The sequence below is a fragment of the Actinomadura sp. KC345 genome (assembly GCF_004348515.1).
GTDB lineage: Bacteria > Actinomycetota > Actinomycetes > Streptosporangiales > Streptosporangiaceae > Spirillospora.
Genome location: NZ_SMKH01000175.1, coordinates 1 through 15,767, shown reverse-complemented (window position 1 = coordinate 15,767; position 15,767 = coordinate 1). Strand labels below are relative to the sequence as shown.

At 69.2% G+C, this 15,767-nt stretch carries 14 protein-coding genes; 2 read left to right on the top strand and 12 right to left on the bottom strand.

Going from position 1 to position 15,767, the window contains the following annotated elements:
- On the bottom strand, positions 1–219 hold a 219-nt coding region (locus tag E1281_RS25335; RefSeq protein WP_131882171.1), incomplete at its 3' end, for a J domain-containing protein.
- A 75-nt stretch (positions 220–294) separates the two neighbouring features.
- Here E1281_RS25335 and E1281_RS25330 point away from each other — a divergent pair.
- The gene (locus E1281_RS25330) at positions 295–654 is read left to right on the top strand and encodes a response regulator (RefSeq protein WP_131882170.1); all 360 of its coding nucleotides are present in this window, start codon (positions 295–297) and stop codon (positions 652–654) included.
- Between the two features lie 86 nt (positions 655–740).
- Here E1281_RS25330 and E1281_RS25325 read toward each other — a convergent pair whose 3' ends face one another.
- From E1281_RS25325 to E1281_RS25315, 3 genes are all read right to left on the bottom strand, one after another.
- Complete coding sequence (locus tag E1281_RS25325) at positions 741–2,174, bottom strand: PAS domain-containing sensor histidine kinase (RefSeq protein WP_131882169.1); 1,434 nt, start codon at positions 2,172–2,174, stop codon at positions 741–743.
- A 212-nt stretch (positions 2,175–2,386) separates the two neighbouring features.
- Positions 2,387–3,232: a hypothetical protein gene (locus tag E1281_RS25320; RefSeq protein ID WP_131882168.1), complete on the bottom strand. Its 846-nt coding sequence runs from the start codon at positions 3,230–3,232 to the stop codon at positions 2,387–2,389.
- Between the two features lie 180 nt (positions 3,233–3,412).
- Complete coding sequence (locus E1281_RS25315; RefSeq protein WP_165959095.1) at positions 3,413–4,273, bottom strand: trehalose-phosphatase; 861 nt, start codon at positions 4,271–4,273, stop codon at positions 3,413–3,415.
- A gap of 251 nt (positions 4,274–4,524) precedes the next feature.
- On the opposite strand from E1281_RS25315, the gene E1281_RS25310 reads away from it, so the two are divergent.
- A complete protein-coding gene (locus E1281_RS25310; RefSeq protein WP_165959094.1) occupies positions 4,525–5,082 on the top strand; it encodes a DUF4262 domain-containing protein in 558 nt (185 codons plus the stop codon).
- A gap of 192 nt (positions 5,083–5,274) precedes the next feature.
- Here E1281_RS25310 and E1281_RS25305 read toward each other — a convergent pair whose 3' ends face one another.
- From E1281_RS25305 to E1281_RS25270, 8 genes are all read right to left on the bottom strand, one after another.
- Positions 5,275–6,657, bottom strand: a complete 1,383-nt coding sequence (locus E1281_RS25305; RefSeq protein ID WP_131882165.1) for a hypothetical protein — start codon at positions 6,655–6,657, stop codon at positions 5,275–5,277.
- A gap of 210 nt (positions 6,658–6,867) precedes the next feature.
- A complete protein-coding gene (locus tag E1281_RS25300; RefSeq protein WP_165959093.1) occupies positions 6,868–8,496 on the bottom strand; it encodes a hypothetical protein in 1,629 nt (542 codons plus the stop codon).
- Positions 8,497–8,711: 215 nt separating this feature from the next.
- Positions 8,712–10,064 carry a hypothetical protein gene (locus E1281_RS25295; protein WP_131882163.1) on the bottom strand — a complete coding sequence of 451 codons (1,353 nt, stop codon included), beginning with the start codon at positions 10,062–10,064 and terminating at the stop codon, positions 8,712–8,714.
- A 205-nt stretch (positions 10,065–10,269) separates the two neighbouring features.
- Positions 10,270–11,349 (bottom strand): hypothetical protein, encoded by a 1,080-nt coding sequence (locus E1281_RS25290; protein ID WP_131882162.1) that lies wholly within the window; start codon positions 11,347–11,349, stop codon positions 10,270–10,272.
- A gap of 271 nt (positions 11,350–11,620) precedes the next feature.
- Positions 11,621–12,664, bottom strand: a complete 1,044-nt coding sequence (locus tag E1281_RS25285) for a hypothetical protein (protein ID WP_131882161.1) — start codon at positions 12,662–12,664, stop codon at positions 11,621–11,623.
- A gap of 252 nt (positions 12,665–12,916) precedes the next feature.
- Positions 12,917–13,798 carry a hypothetical protein gene (locus E1281_RS25280; RefSeq protein ID WP_131882160.1) on the bottom strand — a complete coding sequence of 294 codons (882 nt, stop codon included), beginning with the start codon at positions 13,796–13,798 and terminating at the stop codon, positions 12,917–12,919.
- A 240-nt stretch (positions 13,799–14,038) separates the two neighbouring features.
- Positions 14,039–14,728, bottom strand: coding sequence for a hypothetical protein (locus tag E1281_RS25275; RefSeq protein WP_131882159.1), 690 nt, complete (start codon positions 14,726–14,728; stop codon positions 14,039–14,041).
- A 189-nt stretch (positions 14,729–14,917) separates the two neighbouring features.
- Positions 14,918–15,767 (bottom strand): CAP domain-containing protein (locus E1281_RS25270; RefSeq protein ID WP_131882158.1); only part of this gene is annotated, 850 nt, incomplete at its 5' end.

The following is a 15,767-nucleotide window of genomic DNA, read 5'->3' as shown; positions in this document are numbered from 1 at the left end:
GGGCGGCGGCGTGCTGGGGCGGGCGTCGTACGCGGCCCGCGCGGCCGGGTCCTTGAGGGTCTCGTACGCGGTTCTGACCAGCCGGAACAGGCCGGAGTTGCCGTTGGTGTCGGGATGCACCGCGCGCATCGTCCGGCGGTAGGCCCGCGTGATGTCCTCCGGGGTGGCGGATCGCTCCACGCCGAGGATCTCGTAGTAGTCCGGTTGCTCGTCTGCCATCGTTTCCCGCCAGTGGTCCGTCCTTCATGAGGACCGTCCGTGGTTCGGGCCTCTCGGCTGGTAACTTCTGCCGCCATGCGGGTGCTCATCGTGGAGGACGACCCCGGGGTCGGGCGACTGCTGCGCATGCTGCTGGAACGCGACGGGCACGAGGCGGTTCTGGCCGAGGACGGCGCGCGGGGCTGGAGCGGTCTGACCGGGCCCGCCGCGCCGCACCTGCTGATCCTGGACCTGATGCTCCCGGACATGGACGGCGCCGATCTCCTGGCCCGCGTCCGCGCCGACCACCGCACGGCCACCCTGCCGGTGCTGCTGATCACCGCCGCCGCCCGCACATCCGGCGACCTGGAGGACGGCACCCGAACCCGCGTCCTAGCCAAACCGTTCGACCTCGCCGACTTCCGCTCGGCCCTCTCCGCCCTAACCGCACACTGACCCACCGAGCGCGTTGACTTGCGGCGAGTCGTTGTTATGAGCGCGTCGAAAACAACAACACGCCGCAAGTCAACGCGGTGGACCGGTCACCTCGACAGGGGCAGGCGGAGCCGCACGTCGAGTCCGCCGCCCGGTGCCGCGGTGAGTTCGATCCGGCCGCGCATGGCGGTCATCGCCGCTTCGGCGATGTACAGCCCCAACCCGGCGCCGGGCCGGCATCGGGCGTCCGCCGACCGGTGGTACGGCCGCAGCACCAGCTCGCGTTCCGCCTCGGGGATTCCGGGCCCCTGGTCCGCGATGCTGATCACGCCGGAGGACGCGCCGTCGATGTGCGCGTTTATGGCGATACGTCCCACGGGCGCGTACTTCTCGGCGTTGCCGAGCACCACGAGGAGGCACTGCCGGAGCCGCACGGGATCCGCGCACACGGTCAGGCCGGGCGCGACCGTGGTCAGCGTGCGCGCCGCCACCGACGGAACGCTCCGCAGGGTCCGCTGGAGCAGCGATGCCACGTCGATGGGTTCGGTCGTCGTCTCGGGTGGCGCGGGCGGGTCCACGCCGGCGAGGGGGACCAGGTCGCCGACGATGCGCCGCAGTGTCTCCTCCGCGTCCAGGATCGCCTCCAGGGATTCGGCCGCGTCCTCGCCGCGGGGGAGGGCGTCCTGGAGCAGTTGGGTGTGCCCGCGGATGGTGGTGAGCGGACCGTGCAGCTCATGGCAGGCGGACGCCAGCAGCAGGTGCCGCATGTCCTCCACCTGCCGTCGCGCCGACTCGTCCGCGAACACCGCGGACAGCAGTCCGGGCGGCCCGCCGGGCGGGGCCGCGCACGACATCCGGACCCGCAGTTCCCGCCCGTCGTGCGTGGCGAGACGCATCGTCCCCCGCACCGCGCCGGCGAGTTCCACCGCCCGGCCGTCCTCGCCGGTCAGGGTGAACAGCTCCGCGGGCCGCCGGCCGGTGGCCCGGTCCGCGGGCGTACCGGTCAGCGTCGCCATTGCAGCGTTCCAAAAGGCGATCCGGCCGTCCTGGACGGCCATCACGGCGGCGTCGCAGTGCTCGATGACCGCGCTGAGCGGTGACCGCTCCGCCTCGTGAGCCGCGCACGCGCCGGCCCAGAGCGCGCCGAGGGTCCGGGCCGCGCCGGCGAGCGCTCCGGGGTCCAGCCGGGAGGCCCGGTACCGGCCGCTCCGCCGGGTCCAACCGAGCAGCAGGCATCCGGCCTCCCGCCCACCGGGGCCGCGAAGCGGGACGCGCACCCCCGCCCTCCAGCCCTCCGGCAGCGCCGCCCTGGGGATCGGGCCGGGATCCGCGGGCCGATCGAGGGCGTCCCGCCCGCCGGGTGCCCGCGCGCCGACGGCGCCGGACGCCTCGACCCACGCGGTTCCGCCGGGGGAGTCGAGACGCACCCACAGCAGGTCGGAGCCCAGCAGTCGCCGTAGGTCCCGAGCCAGCGGTACCCAGTCCTCGGCGGTCACCGGCCGTACCGGTGGTGGATGCGGGGGCCCGAAGAACCAACTCATGGGGTGCGTCTTCCGGGGAGATGGGAGCGCATGAGGCCGTCCGGCCGTTGCCGCGGGACGACACGTCAGCGGGGGATTCGGGCCGGAATGTATCACGGGGCGTCCCGCGTCTCCACCGGCCGACCACAGAGACGTGGCCCCCGGGGACTATGCCGGGGGCCACGGGTTGAAGCGACGATGCCGCGCTCGAGCGAGCACAGCGTCATCGGCTGCTAACGGGTTATGACCTCGTGCAGCTCCTCAAGTGCTTCGCGCACACTCTCAGGGCAACCCACGATCATGTCGTCCCGCTGGTGCAGGGCACCATGGCGGGACGCGCACAACCCGAGGGTGGGGACGTCCTCGTCATCGCTCAGCCGGTCGAGTTCGGCGAAGACGGCCTTGCCCCGCTCGCAGTCGCCCACGTAGAGGACCGCGGAGGGCACGAACCAGAGCTGCGCGATGAACATCGTGAAGGTGCCCAGCTCGGTGGTGGGAGTGCCCACCTCCACGAAGTCGTCGTGCTGCCGGAGTTCGAGGCCGCCGGCGGTGGCCAGCAGCCGGAGCTGTTCGAGGAGCCTCGGGACCTGCGCCTTCTCCAGGTCTCCGTAGCGGACGGTCATGGAGCAGGCCATGTCCTCGACGTGAACCCCGCCGGCCAGCCCGAGCGCACCCAGGAAGTCCGACAGGCGTTCGCCGAACGAAGGCAGCCCCTCCGGAACCGGAACCCACACGGTGTGCGTTCCGCCGTGGTGGTGCTCCTGACCGGACCGGCCGATCACGTGGATCCACCTCTCGGGGAGGACTCCGGACCGCTGAAGCGTCTGGATCGAGGTGCCGGTCAGCAAGGCGACCGCTCCGACGTACCTGCTGAGATCCTCCAACAGCCAGGCGACGTCGTCGTTGACGGCCAGGCCCTCCGAGGACTGGTCGGGCACCCACAGGGTCCCGTCTCCGGGAAGGATGAGGACGGCGCGGTCATATGCCTCCGCGGACGCGTCCCGGGCCCTCGCCCACTCAGCCGTGCCGATCGGCGGCGCTCCCGGGTTCCGGGACGCCCTGTCGTCGTTGGATGGCATGTGCCACCCCTTTCTCGGTTGTCGTTCACCCGCGCGCGACACGCGGGGCCCGGCTAATGGCCGGGCATGACGGACCGTCCCGGGAACGGTCCCCGGCGCACATCCCGTGCACACAAGAAACGGCCCCCGGAATGCTTCCGGGGGCCGCTGGTCGGGGACGACGGTGCCGCAGTCAGAAGACTACGACGCCATCATCCGGCCCGTGCCGTCGCGCAGCCACGTGAGCAGCTTGCGCGTTTCGTCGGGCCTGTCCAGGTGGATGTCGGACCGCTCCGCGAGGGCGCGGTCGTCGTGGCCCACGCACACGAAGGCGGTGACCACCCCCCACTTCTCGAGGTAGCGGAGCGTCTTTCGGGCCGGCTCGTCACCGGAGGAGTTGCCCAGGAAGACCACCCCGTAGGGCTTGATGTCCCTCTCGTGGAAGAGCCTCCAGATGGCGTTCCCTTTGTCGACCTCCGGGCCCACCTCGATGAACCCCCGGCCCTTCCGGACCGTCAGGCCGTGCTGAACGGCCAGCAGGTTGATGCAGTTGGCCAGGATGTCCACCACCCCCCGGTCACTGACGCCCTGGAAGTGGACGCAGCTCAGGTGGGGCTTCTTCTGGGTGACGACGCGGTCGTAAACGCCGATCCCCTTCAGGATGAGGTCCAGCGTCTGGTTGAAGTCGTCCAGACCTCCCGGACGCTCCACCCAGTCGGTGTAGTCACCGTCGTAGGAGTACCCGCAGCCGTACTCGGAGATGCGGTGCACCTTGGTGTGACGGATGCCGTACACCTCCTCGATGGCCCGGTCGTCGCGACCGCTCACCGCAGCGGCGAGCATCCGCTCGCTGAGCTGCCCGAACACCGTGGGGGTGTCGGGGTGGACGTCCGGCATGTCGTTGCCCGGGACCTCGTCCGCCCACGTCCCGTCCAGGTCGGACAGCACGGCGGATACCTCCATGTGGGCCACGATGTCGGCCCACTTCTTGGCGGCTCCCGGGTTGACGAAACGCCCCTTGGGGGCGTTCGGCATTCCGAGCGCCTGATTGATGGATGGCATGCGCCACCCCTTTCTGCCCTTTTCAGGGCTTTGCTTTGTCGTTTCGCCCGCACGTGAGGTGCGGACGGCGCGGCTCGATGTGGAGCCGTGCATCAGTGACCGTCCGTGACCCGGCTGCGGAGGCAAGGCGGCGGCCGTCGGATGGGCTACCGCGGAGCGGCGTGGCCTCGGAGGACGCGTCGCTGTGGCCGGGCATCGCGACGCCCGGACGGTCCTCGTGGAGAAGTCCCTACAAACAAGAGGAGAACGCTATGTACGACGCTGTTCGGAAAGTGTTCGGCCGCCTCACTCGCAACGAGGCAGCGGAGGGTGGACCGATCGGCCGCCTTCCCGACCTGGCTGTCGGCGGTTCCCGGCTGCTGGTGGACCGGGGCGGCGAGAACGATCCGGTCTGGGTCTACGACGACCATCCGGCCTGGTCCTGCACCGTGGACCGGTGGGACATCGTCCGCCTGCCGCAACTGGTGATCTGCGGCCTGCCCCGCGACTACCGTCACTACATCATCGAGCGCGCCGTCGCCGCGATGGAGTTCGGTCTGCTCGACGTGGGAGCGGACGACAGTGAGCTGACAAGCCGGAGATTAAAGGTCGTGGCCGTCCATGAGAGCTGGTACGGCACGCGACTGCTGCGCGCCGCCCGTGAGTCATACGACGGTGAGCTGCCCGAGTACCGCCAGCTCATCTGGGCCGACGAGACCGGCAGGTTCCCCGGCGAGGACGGTTTCGACGAGGAGCTCATCGGGCGCCAGCCCGACCTGGGCCTTCCAAGGCCGGAACACCCGGAAGACGCCTGGAAGGCACTGACCTGACGGCACCGCCCCACCGGCGCCGTCCCACAGAAGGCACCCCGCGCGTGAGCGCGGGGTGTCTCTCTTGTTCCGGGCCGTGTCGCCCGATCCGGCGGGAACGAGGAGATGCCCCGACGGGAACGGCGTCGGCCGTCCCGTCGGGGCATCGATGAACTCACTCGTCGATCGTCACTTGCGCGCGATCAACGAGTGTCACTCGGCCAGCAGCAACTCCGAGAAGTCGACCCGCTGCCCGTTGGGCAACTCCCCTGTGAATCCGGGGTCGTTGTAGTACAGCGCGGTGAGCCTTCCGCCCGACTCGGGTTCGGCCTCCGTCTCCGCGTGGATTCCCTCGTAGGGGTAGATCGCCACGTTGTCGAAGGTCGTCCCCGGGTAGGCGGTGATCAGGTCCGAGTAGCCGCCGACGATGGCCTTCGCCATCCTGTCGGCCTCGGCCTTGATCCGTCCCTCGCTCGCGTTCTCGACGCCGATGAGCAGGACCCGCTCGCTGGACGGGTCCTTCGACATCGAGTGCTTGAGGACCGCGTGCGTGTAACCCCAGCTCGCGCCGGCGTGCACGTTGTCCGGACGGCCGGTGCTCCCCATCGCCTTCCAGGTCTCGTCTCCGTGCAGGACCTGCTGATCGAACAGCGTGGCCAGCTCCGGCAGAAGACGACCCCGCGATTCCAGCGCCTCACGGAGCATGTCCCGGACGATGTCCAGGTCGTCCTCGAACGGCAGGATCTTGACGCGGGCGTGCTGCTCCGCGTCGAGGTTCCCGTGCAGGGACTTGACGAGGTTCTCGCGGAGGAGCCCCTCGACGAGGCTGGTTCGACCATCCCACAGGGAGATCAGGTCGAGGTACAGCCCGGCCGGGATGTGCCCCTTCTGCGCTCCGGGCAGGAAGTACAGGTCGTACCCGGTGTTCGGGACGTTGAGCAGGATCTCGATCTCCAGCCCCTTGCTGCGGGACAGAAGGCCGAGCACGATCAAGCCGATCGCCTCCGCCTGGCGGGCGGTGCTCTCGACCTCGTACAGCGACGGGCCCTTGGTCCAGTCGAAGCCGTGGACGGCCGAGGCCAGATCGTCGGTCGTGGCCATGCTGAGGACCTTCTCGAACGGTCCGTCGGCGGTGTGCAGGGTGAACCCCGGCCCACTGAGCAGGCACGGTCCCGCCTTGATCACGACCTTGTCGATCTCGTCCAGCGGGATGGCCTCCTGCTCCGTCCGTTTCCCGACGGTGACCGGCCGCGAGGGCAGGTTGCCGCCGAGCGACCAGTAGCCGACACGACCGCGCCCGGCGATCTCGGCGAAGGCGCGGACCTCACCGTCCAGGTGGTGGCAGACGGCGGCGTCGCCGACGACGGCTTCCGCTCCCATCCAGGCCATCCAGCGGTCGGCCTTCTCCCGCACCGAGCGCGCCGGCTTCCCGTACGGCTTTCGCGGCAGGTCCTGGAGACCCTGCACGTAGACCCGCCCGGGGGCGAACTCGACCGGTGCCGACGGCTCCGGCGGTACCTCCACCGGGGAGACCAGGGGGAGGCTGCCCGGACGCACCAGCGTCCGCCAGCCCAGTTTTCGGGCTTGTGGCAACACGGAATCACTCCTTTGATTTGTCGTTCGCCCTGGCTGATGCCAGGACGGCGCGGCTCCGAGAACCGCTCGCGCGGCAGAGCCGCGCAAAGAAGACCGTACGGGATATGAGTGTTCCGGCAACCTTTGGCCGAATCGGGAAGGCACAGGAATGCCCCGACGGAATGGCGTGTCAGCCATCCCGCCGGGGCACGGTTTCACCCGGGTCTCAGATCACGAGGTGATCTGCGGCCTCGGGTAGAGCTGTTCGAGGGCCTCCTTTCGGGACACCTCGGTACCGTCGGGGAGCAGGAACGCTCCGCCGATCTGGTACCTGTACAGCGGGTTGTTCTCCCGCGGCACCCGCTGGACATGGATCTTCTCCAGCGGGTAGACCGCGAGCAGCGCCCCGGCGCGCAGCTCCTCGCCGATCTCGTCCATCAGGCCGGCGATCTTCTGCGCGTCGTGCGGGTACGCCTCGTCGAGCTCACCCGCGCGCCATGCTCGGTGCGCTTCGAGGATGAGCCCGATGACGCGTTCGGCCTCGGCGGCCATGAACGCCTCCGAGCGGTTGTCCACCTCGATCACGAAGTCGCTGCGGAGCATGGACCGGACCAGGGACATGACGTAGCTCAGGCCGGTCAGCGCTCGCACGTTGCCCGGCCGGACCAGGGTGAGGGCCAGCCGCATGACGGCGTCTGCGGACGCCTCCAGCGCGGAGAGCACCTCCGCGAACTCGGGGGTCCTGCCGGCGCCCATCTCCACGTTCAGGAAATCGGCGACCGACTTGAGTTCGCGGGGCATGCGCAGGCTGACCCGGCTGTTGCCCAGCAGTTCGTCGAGAACGCTCTGGAAGGAGCGCTCGACGCGTCCGCTGCGTTCCTCCACCTTCGGGAACCACTCGGTGCACTGCTCGGGTCGGATGTACCCGCTCACCGCACCTTCGTACGGGTAGAGGGTGTACTCCGCCGACGGCACGTCGACGACCAGGTCGACTTCCAGCTCCGGGTTGAGCCGGAGCAGGGCCGTCGCGAACAGGATCGTGAGCCGTCCCAGGCGGGCCGGGGTCTCGTCCTCGTAGAACGAGGACTCGTCCACGATCTCGATCCGCCGCACCCTCGTGGAGAGCCCCGCGGTGTGCGCGAGGCCGACCATGTCGAAGGTGCCGGTCGTCGTGTGCACGACCGCGGAGTTCACGTCGAACAGGCAGCCGCCGAGGACGATGGTGACCTTCCTCAGCTTGCTGAACTCCTTGAGCTCGATGAGCTCCCGGAGGTCGACGAGACTCAGTTCCGCGCTCGACGACACCAGGTGCGCCAGCTCGGCCGCATCCGTCTCCGTGTGGCGGGCGAGCTTGGCCAGCTCCTTGTCGCTCAGCTCCCCGAGGGGACGCTTGGCGAGAGCGGGCGCGGTGCTCACGTTGAGCCGCCGGAGCGCTGCGATCCGGCCGAGGCGCTCGATGTCGACGGAGTCGCCGTACTTGACGAGCCTCTCCAGCCTGTTCGCCCGAGCAGCCGGGATGCTGCCCCGGGTCTGCAGGAACTCCACGGTCCCGTCCATCTCGACCCCGGCGTACGACCGGACGACCTTGCGGCCGTCCTTGTACACGTTGAGGTCGCAGATGGCGTCGCCGCGGACGCGGGCGTCGAGGCCGAGGAAGCCGACCAGGTCGGCCGCCTTCGACACCACGCTCCGCGCCGGCTTGCCGTAGGGCTGCCGGACCTTCTCGGCACTCCCCACGTGGAGCATCCCCTCCGCGAGGTGGGTCTGGCTTTGCACGCCTTCAGGCAATGCGATGTGGCTGAGCGGTGCGACGGTCCCGTCGGGACTCTCACCCACCAGCAGGTGAATAGCGGTAGCCAATGTGGCTCCTCCTTCTTGTTTGTGCGTCGCCCGGCTGGGCCGGGACGACATGGCTCGTGGACCGCTGACGCGGCTGAACCATGCAATAGTGACCGTGCGGTCCGGAGGCGGATCGGCAATCCGGAACGTTCCGAGGCGACGAAAAGAGATGCCCCGGTGGGACGGCGCTAGCCGTCCCACCGGGGCATCATGTGCACTACGTAGCCGCTAGGCGACTACAACACGGGGTAGAGCTCGGGCAGGAGATCGTCGAGGACGATCACCTCCCCGTCGGTCCGACCGGTGAGGCCGTCAGGGTCGTTGAGAACGACCTCGTGGCCCGGGTCGTCCCGGTAGAGGTGGAACCGGCGGTCCTTCACCCCGATGGTCCGGGGGTGGAACCGGCTCTGCGGGTAGACACCGCACGCCTGGAGCTTCCAGGGAAGCGGCTTGCTGAGTCGATCCGCCCCCTCGAAGATGGGGCGTTCCACGGGGTCATCGATTTCGATGGTCGGACCCGCCTCGGCTTCCCGCGCGACGGCGAGGCTGTAGGCGGTGGCGTTGAACGCCTTCACGGAGTCCAACGGTCCCACCTTGGTGCGCTCGCGCACCCGCGGGTCCAGCGCGTGCTCCCAGAGGGAGTCGCCGCTGTCCCGCATGACGTTGACGAGATCGTTCAGCGTGGGCGTGTGGTTCGCCCGGTACTCCTCGCGGAGGTACTCGGCCACGCTGCTGAGCTCGTCAGTGGTGCTGAGGACATCCGCGTGGACGCCCAGGGTGTGGAACACCTGCCGGAAGTGCTCGACGACCATCCGGTTGCGCTTGTCTACCGCGTCGAACCACTCGATGCACGCACCCGGCTTGATGAGGCCGTTCTGGTGGGCATCGAGCGTGTACAGGTAGTACTGCCCCCGCGGGACGTCGAGCCTGATTCGGACCTTGCGACCCGGGAGCCTTCGGACCAGCTTGACGATGTTCACCGCCAGCCGGTACATGGTCTCCCGCTCGTAGAACGAGAGCGTCTCCCCGGGCTCGAAGCTGACGGAGTACAGCTCCTCCTTCAGGCCCGAGCTGGTCGCGCTCTGCACCAGCGGATAGGTACCCGATGGGGTTCGCGCGATCGTGACGTCCGCTCCACCGAGGCAGCCCCCGGTGAAGAACGTGATGGTCTTCGCCTCGTCGGTGCTCAGGGAGGACAGGGCCTGGCGGGGTTCTCCCACCATCGACCAGTCCTCCCGGCGTCCGTCGAAGACGACACCGGCGAACGCGGCCCGGAGCATCTCAGCTCCGTGCCGGTCGGTACCGACGTTGGCCAGCACGTCCTCGCGAACGAGCACGCCGTCCTCGACCCCGATCCCCAGGATCTGGAAAAGGTCGTTGACCTTCCTGTAGACCTTGTTGCCGGGCTTCGCCAACGCCAGTCCGCCGTACGGGCTGACGTCGTCGAGGTGGGCGTACACCCAGTCGGGGGCGAACCCGACGGGGTGCTCACCCCCCAGCAGGATGGGAGTGAGACGGGCCGGGGCGGAACCCTGAGGGTCCCGCTCGGTGGTGAAGCGGATGAATCCGCTGGTTGGTGGTGCCAACAAGGCACTACCTCCTCTTGTTTGTACTGCGCCCGACCTGAGGCCGGACGACGCGACTCGGAAGCCACACACGTGGTTGAGCCACGCAAGGTTGACCGTGCGGACCTGGACCGAATCGGCAACCCGGAACGTTCCGGGGACAAGAAGAAGCGGGGAGGTGACCCTCCCCGCTTCCGATCGGTGCGCTGCGGCTACGCGCCGCTTTGCATCAGGTGTTGTGCTTGGTCCGGGTCACGCCGTTCTTGATCCGGGCCATGCCCTGCTTGATCCAGGCCATGCTGTTCTTGGTCCAGGCCATGTCGTTCTCGAGCTGGTCGTAGCAGCCGATGCCGGCCGCGCTCACCAGGAGGGTGCCGAGCAGGTCGAGGCCGACCGGCTGGTACCCGAGGACCCACCAGCCCAGCGCCAGTGCGACCATCGGCTCGAAAGCGGTCAGAACGGCGAAGGTCTCGCCCTTCAGCAGCTTCCAGCCGAAGATCATGTTCTGTGCGACCGTGGCCAGGATGCCGGTCAGGAGACCGGCGCCCACGGCGGCGGCGAACACGGGCCACGACAGCCAGTCGGGACCGGGCGTGACGCCCGGGACCGTCAGGCCGAAGGCGCCGAACGCGATGATCGTGGCAGTCGTCAGGATCGCCATCGCGCCGGCCGACCGAAGGTGGCTCTCGGCGACGGCGACGGAGATCCGGTCCTCCTCGACGCCGCTGGCTTCGTTCTTCGCCGCGTTGACCGCACCCATGCGGTCGTACGTGAACAAGAAGTTGGCGTAGCACACCGCGCCGCCGAGCGCCAGCAGGACGCCCAGGATGTCGAAGGTGCCTTCCCAGGGACGTGTCAGGAACACCACGCCGGCCCCCGCGAGCGGGAGCCACAGCAGGCTGGAGAGCCTGCGCGTGCTATCGCTGACCATCTTCCAGATTGCGACCCACAGGGGGCCGAACCACATGATGGAGATGACCGTCCCCAGCGCCTCCAGCCGGTCGAGGGCCAGCAGCGTGAACGGGATGACGAACACGTCGCTGACCGCCATGCGGTTGATCAGCGGCGTCATTCCGAGTTCCCGGACACGTCGCCGCCTGCCCGGCCGGAACAGCCTGGCACGCTCGACCATGAGCGCCAGCGCGATGGCGCCGAAGACCATGGTCATAGCGGCCACGACCAGCGGAGACGCCACGTCGATGACGAGACCGCTGACTGCGTCCGAGCCATTGAGGCTGAAGAACACAACTGCCGTGAGGAGCAGACCCACGCCGGGGATCCGCTCCACAAGATGTTTGATGCCTGACATGGCATCTCTCCTTTGTCATGCGTCCCGGCCGAGCCGGGACGCGGTTGTGGTTCTGTGAACCGACACGCGTCCAGACCTGGGGTCGGGACGCGCACCGGTCACGATGAACTGGTGCAACGTCCCGAACTTCTCGGAACGGCGTGGCTGAGCCACGCAACGAAGACCGTGCCGTGCCGACCGCGGATGGCAACCGCCCGCGAAAGGCGAACGGCGGGGAGGGTGGGCCCTCCCCGCCGTCGGCTGGGTGCGGCGGCGCCGGGCGCCGTCGCGGTCAGACGCGGGTATCCCGCTTCCGACCGTTGTGTACTTCCCAGTGGTAGAAGCAGGCGATGCCTGCCACGACCACCAGGAGCGTGCCGACCACGTCCAGGGCACCGGGCTCGTAGGAGAGCATGGCGGCGCCCAGGACGAAGGAGGCGGCCGGTTCGAGGGCCGTCATGATCGAGAACGTCCCCAGGGAGATCAGTCCCCTGCGGAAGATCTGGTTCTGCGCGATCTGGCAGAGCGCCCCGCTGAGCAGCCCCGAGCACGCGGTGACCATGAGCACACGCCAGTTCATCCAGTCATCGCCGGGGAGGCTGATGCCCGAGACGAACGTGCCGTTCGCCGACAGGACCGCGAGCGTGACGCCGGTCAGCGCCACCATCAGGGCCGCCGCCAGCAGGTTGCTGACCGCCACCCCCATGGGGAGGGCGTGCCTGTCGGTCTCCCTCATCCTGTCGTACATGGCGAGGAAGACCGCGTACGCGGCCGCCGCCCCCGCCCCGAACAGCAGGCCGAGGACGTCGAAGTCGCCTTCCCAGAAGCGGGTCAGGCAGCCGACTCCGATGACCGCGACCAGGACCCAGAGCAGGCCGGTGAACCAGTCGCGGCTGCCGGCGAGGACCTGCGAGAGCCCCCACACGGCGAGCCACAGCGGGCCGCAGAACACGATCGCGCCGACGGTCCCCATCGAGCCCAGCCTGTCCAGGGCCAGGAGCGTCAGGGGCAGCATGAAGGCGATGCCGACGGCCATCGAGATGACCTGCCATCGCATCGCCCTCCCGAAGACCCGCCTGCGGACGTGCCTGAGCACGCCGCAGACCGGCCTGCGGTTGCGCAGCACCTGCCAGAGGGCGCTTCGGCCCACGTAGATGCTCAGCAGGAGAGCGCCGAACGTCGTCGACAGAGTCGCCGCCACGAGCGGGCTGACGTCGTCGAAGACCCTCCCGTTCACCGTGCGGCCGGAGACCGCCACGGAGATCGCGAAGAGCGCGAGTGCGCCTCCGGCAACCGGCTTCCCGTAATGCCGGAGGAGGTGTTTGATCTGTGACATAAGTCACCTCTTTGGGTTGTGCGTCGCCCGGACGCTGCGTCCGGGCGGCTCGGCTCCGAGAGCCAAGCGATCATGACCGTGCCGAAACGATCATGTTCCGCAATGTGAAACCGGGTACACCAGTTGGAAAGGGGGATCGCCGCTGCTCTCGGCCAGGGCTTGAGTACTTACGGTGACCTGCAAAGACGAGAATGTGGCCCCCGGACTCGGTCCGGGGGCCACGGTTCGGGTGACGGTGCCGCGGTCAGTCGGTCACGGCGCTGTCGCTGTTCCCTCGCTTCCGGTGATCTCGCACAGCCACTGGAACCACCTGATCGTGTCCGGAGGTTCGGGCACGATCAGGTCGGCTTTCGCCTGGAGCCAGGGGTCGGTGCTCGCGCACACCTTGAGGGTGGGCACGCCGAAGCGGGGGAGTTCCACGCTCCGGTCGCGGAGCAGTTCGAGAGCGCGGAAGGCGAGCCAGTCCCCCTCGGAGGCCCCCGTGTGGACGACCACGCTGGGGGTGAACGGGAGTTCGCGGACGAACCGGAGAACGGCGCGCCTCTCGTCCGTCCGCGGACCGATCTCCACGCTCTGGGGACCCGGCAGAACCGCCAGGCCGTACTTCTCGACCCGCGGCCCGAGGCTCCCCAGCAACCGCTCGACCTGCTTCCTGCCGAGCGGCTCCCGGTAGCGGAGGGTCATGAAGTGGGACCTCACGTCCTCGATGCGGACGATGCGGTCCATCCCGCTCGCCTTCAGCCAAGGAGGCAGGCTGAGCCTGAACTCGTCCAGCCCGGCCGGGATCTCGACCAGCTCGACGTGTCCGTCCAGGTGGGACCACTCGCAACCGAGCTGCCCCAGGATGTGAAGCCTGCCGACGGCGAGACCGAGGTCCCCGACCTGCGAGACCGAGTGGCCGGTCAGCAGTCCGGTCGCTCCTGTCCGCTCCGCGAGCCGCGCGAGGATCCCGGGGTAGCGCCGGTCGATGCCGGGTCGGGCCCGCGCCTCGGCGGCGTCAGGGATCGTCCCGTTCAGGGCGAACAGGAGGACGGCCCGCTCGGGGGCGTTCCCCAGGGCCTCAAGCGCCGCCCTGGCCGCCTCCGTGCAGGGGGAGGGCTCCCAGCCTCCCGAGGGTCTGGTTTGTGTGGTCACGAGGATGTACCTCTTCCGGTCTTGTTTGTTCGTGACGACTGGTGCCGCCACTTCTGAGGACCGTCTGCGACGCGCCTCCAAGAGCAAGGCAGTGCCGGCCGGTCGGTCGCCGCGGAGGGGACGATCTCAACTGTCGGACCGGCGGATGTTACGGATGGTGACCTAGGGAGAGCAGCAGAAAGCGGGGAGGGTGCTCCTCCCCGCCTTCGGTCTCCGCCGCGCGTTCCATGCGCGGCCGGGTCAGCTCTTCGCCGCGTCGACCGGCCGCAGGACGATCAGCGCCGCGAGGAGCGTCATGGCGTTCACGAGCGTGCTCGCGATGAGCACCTGCCACATGAGGCCGGCGAGCCCCACCAGGGTCAGGAGGATCACCGCCAGAATGCTGAACGCGGTGTAGAGCAACCCCCCGACCATGAAGCCCACGACGAGGGGGCGCAGTCCGGGCCCGGCCGCCCTCCCGTGACGCATGAACATGACCGCTTGCGCTGATCTGACGTAGAAGCAGGCGATCGTGAACACGAAGAGCGCGACGCCCAGCAGGTCCCACCAGGTCCCCTCCTGTTCGTCCCTGACCAGTTTGGCGGTCAGTGCGGCGATCAGTTCGGTGGCCAGCAGCGCGAGACGGTTGCCGAGCGCGGGGAGGATCAAGAGAAGGAAGAGCTCCTTGCGGAAGGTCGCCCAGCTCTCGGCCTCGCCGAACCTGTCCCTGATCCCGATGAGCCTGCGGACTCGCGGGACCAGGACGGCCACCAGCAGGAGAAGGGCGGCGGCGCTGGTCGCCCCTGCGGTCATGCCGACGGCGGACGGTGAGGGAGTGTGGAAGAACGCCGCCGATATGCAGAGGGCGAGCGTGACCACGCAGAGCCCCCCGAGGACGTGGAGCACCGCGACCCTCGCCCAGCGAGCCCCCTTGGACATCGGTGGTCGCATGTTTCACCTCATTTCGTTTGTATTCGGTGCCGGTTCCGAGATTCCGGCGCTTGCGTATGACCGTGCGGAAAGAACGGGTCGCAGCAACGGGAGCCCGCACGATTCGGCGTCCGCACGCGGCGTCCGCGCGAACACGTCAAGAAGGGGGGCCACCTCGGGAGGTCGGGACCCGAGGTGGTCACGAAGTGGTCAGGCGGCGGTTCCGAAGAGCTGGGTCCAGTAGGTGCCCGCCTGGCCGCCGCACTGGAAGCCGATCCCGATGTGGGTGAACTCGGGCTTGAGGATGTTCGCGCGGTGCCCCGGACTGTCCATCCAGCCTTGCACCACCTCGGCCGGGGAACGCTGGCCGCACGCGATGTTCTCGCCGATGCCGACATGCGTGCAGCCCGCCGCGGCCGCCCGGTCCCAGGGCTCGCTCCCGCTCGGGCAGGTGTGGGAGTAGAAGCGGCGGGCGACCATGTCCTCGCTGTACGCCTGTGCCGCCGCGGTGAGCCGCGGATCGTTGCCGAGCGGCCGGAGTCCGTGGGCGGTCCGATGGCCGTTGGTGAGCGAGGTGACCTCGGCGGCGAACCTTGCCAGGCCGGGCGGTGAGAACGGCATCGTCCACAGCACCGTCCAGTACAGCTCGCCGTTGCGGCCCGCACCGGGGGCGTGGCCGACGCCGACGTCGCGGATGTCGGCGTTGTGCAGTGCCTGCACCTCTCCGGTGTCCAGGTAGTACTGGACGAACTCGTCCAGCGTGCGCGGGCCGGACACGAGTTGCTCGTCGATGCCCAGGTAGGCGTACCCGTGCATGGCGACCTGGTCGAAGACCGACATGCCGTCCGGCCCGTCGGCGTCGAGCCGCCCCAGCGCCGCCATGGCGGCGGCGTGCGCCTGCGCCGCCGCGGTCAGCCGGCCGTCGGCCGTGATGGGGGGGAGCCCGGCCCTGGCCCTGCGTGACCCGACCTGGTCGGTGAAACGCCGCAGGTGGTCGACGGTGGCGGGAGGCCGGGCCGGCCGGGCCGGGGCCGGCGGGCTCGGAGGCCGCGCCCCGGGG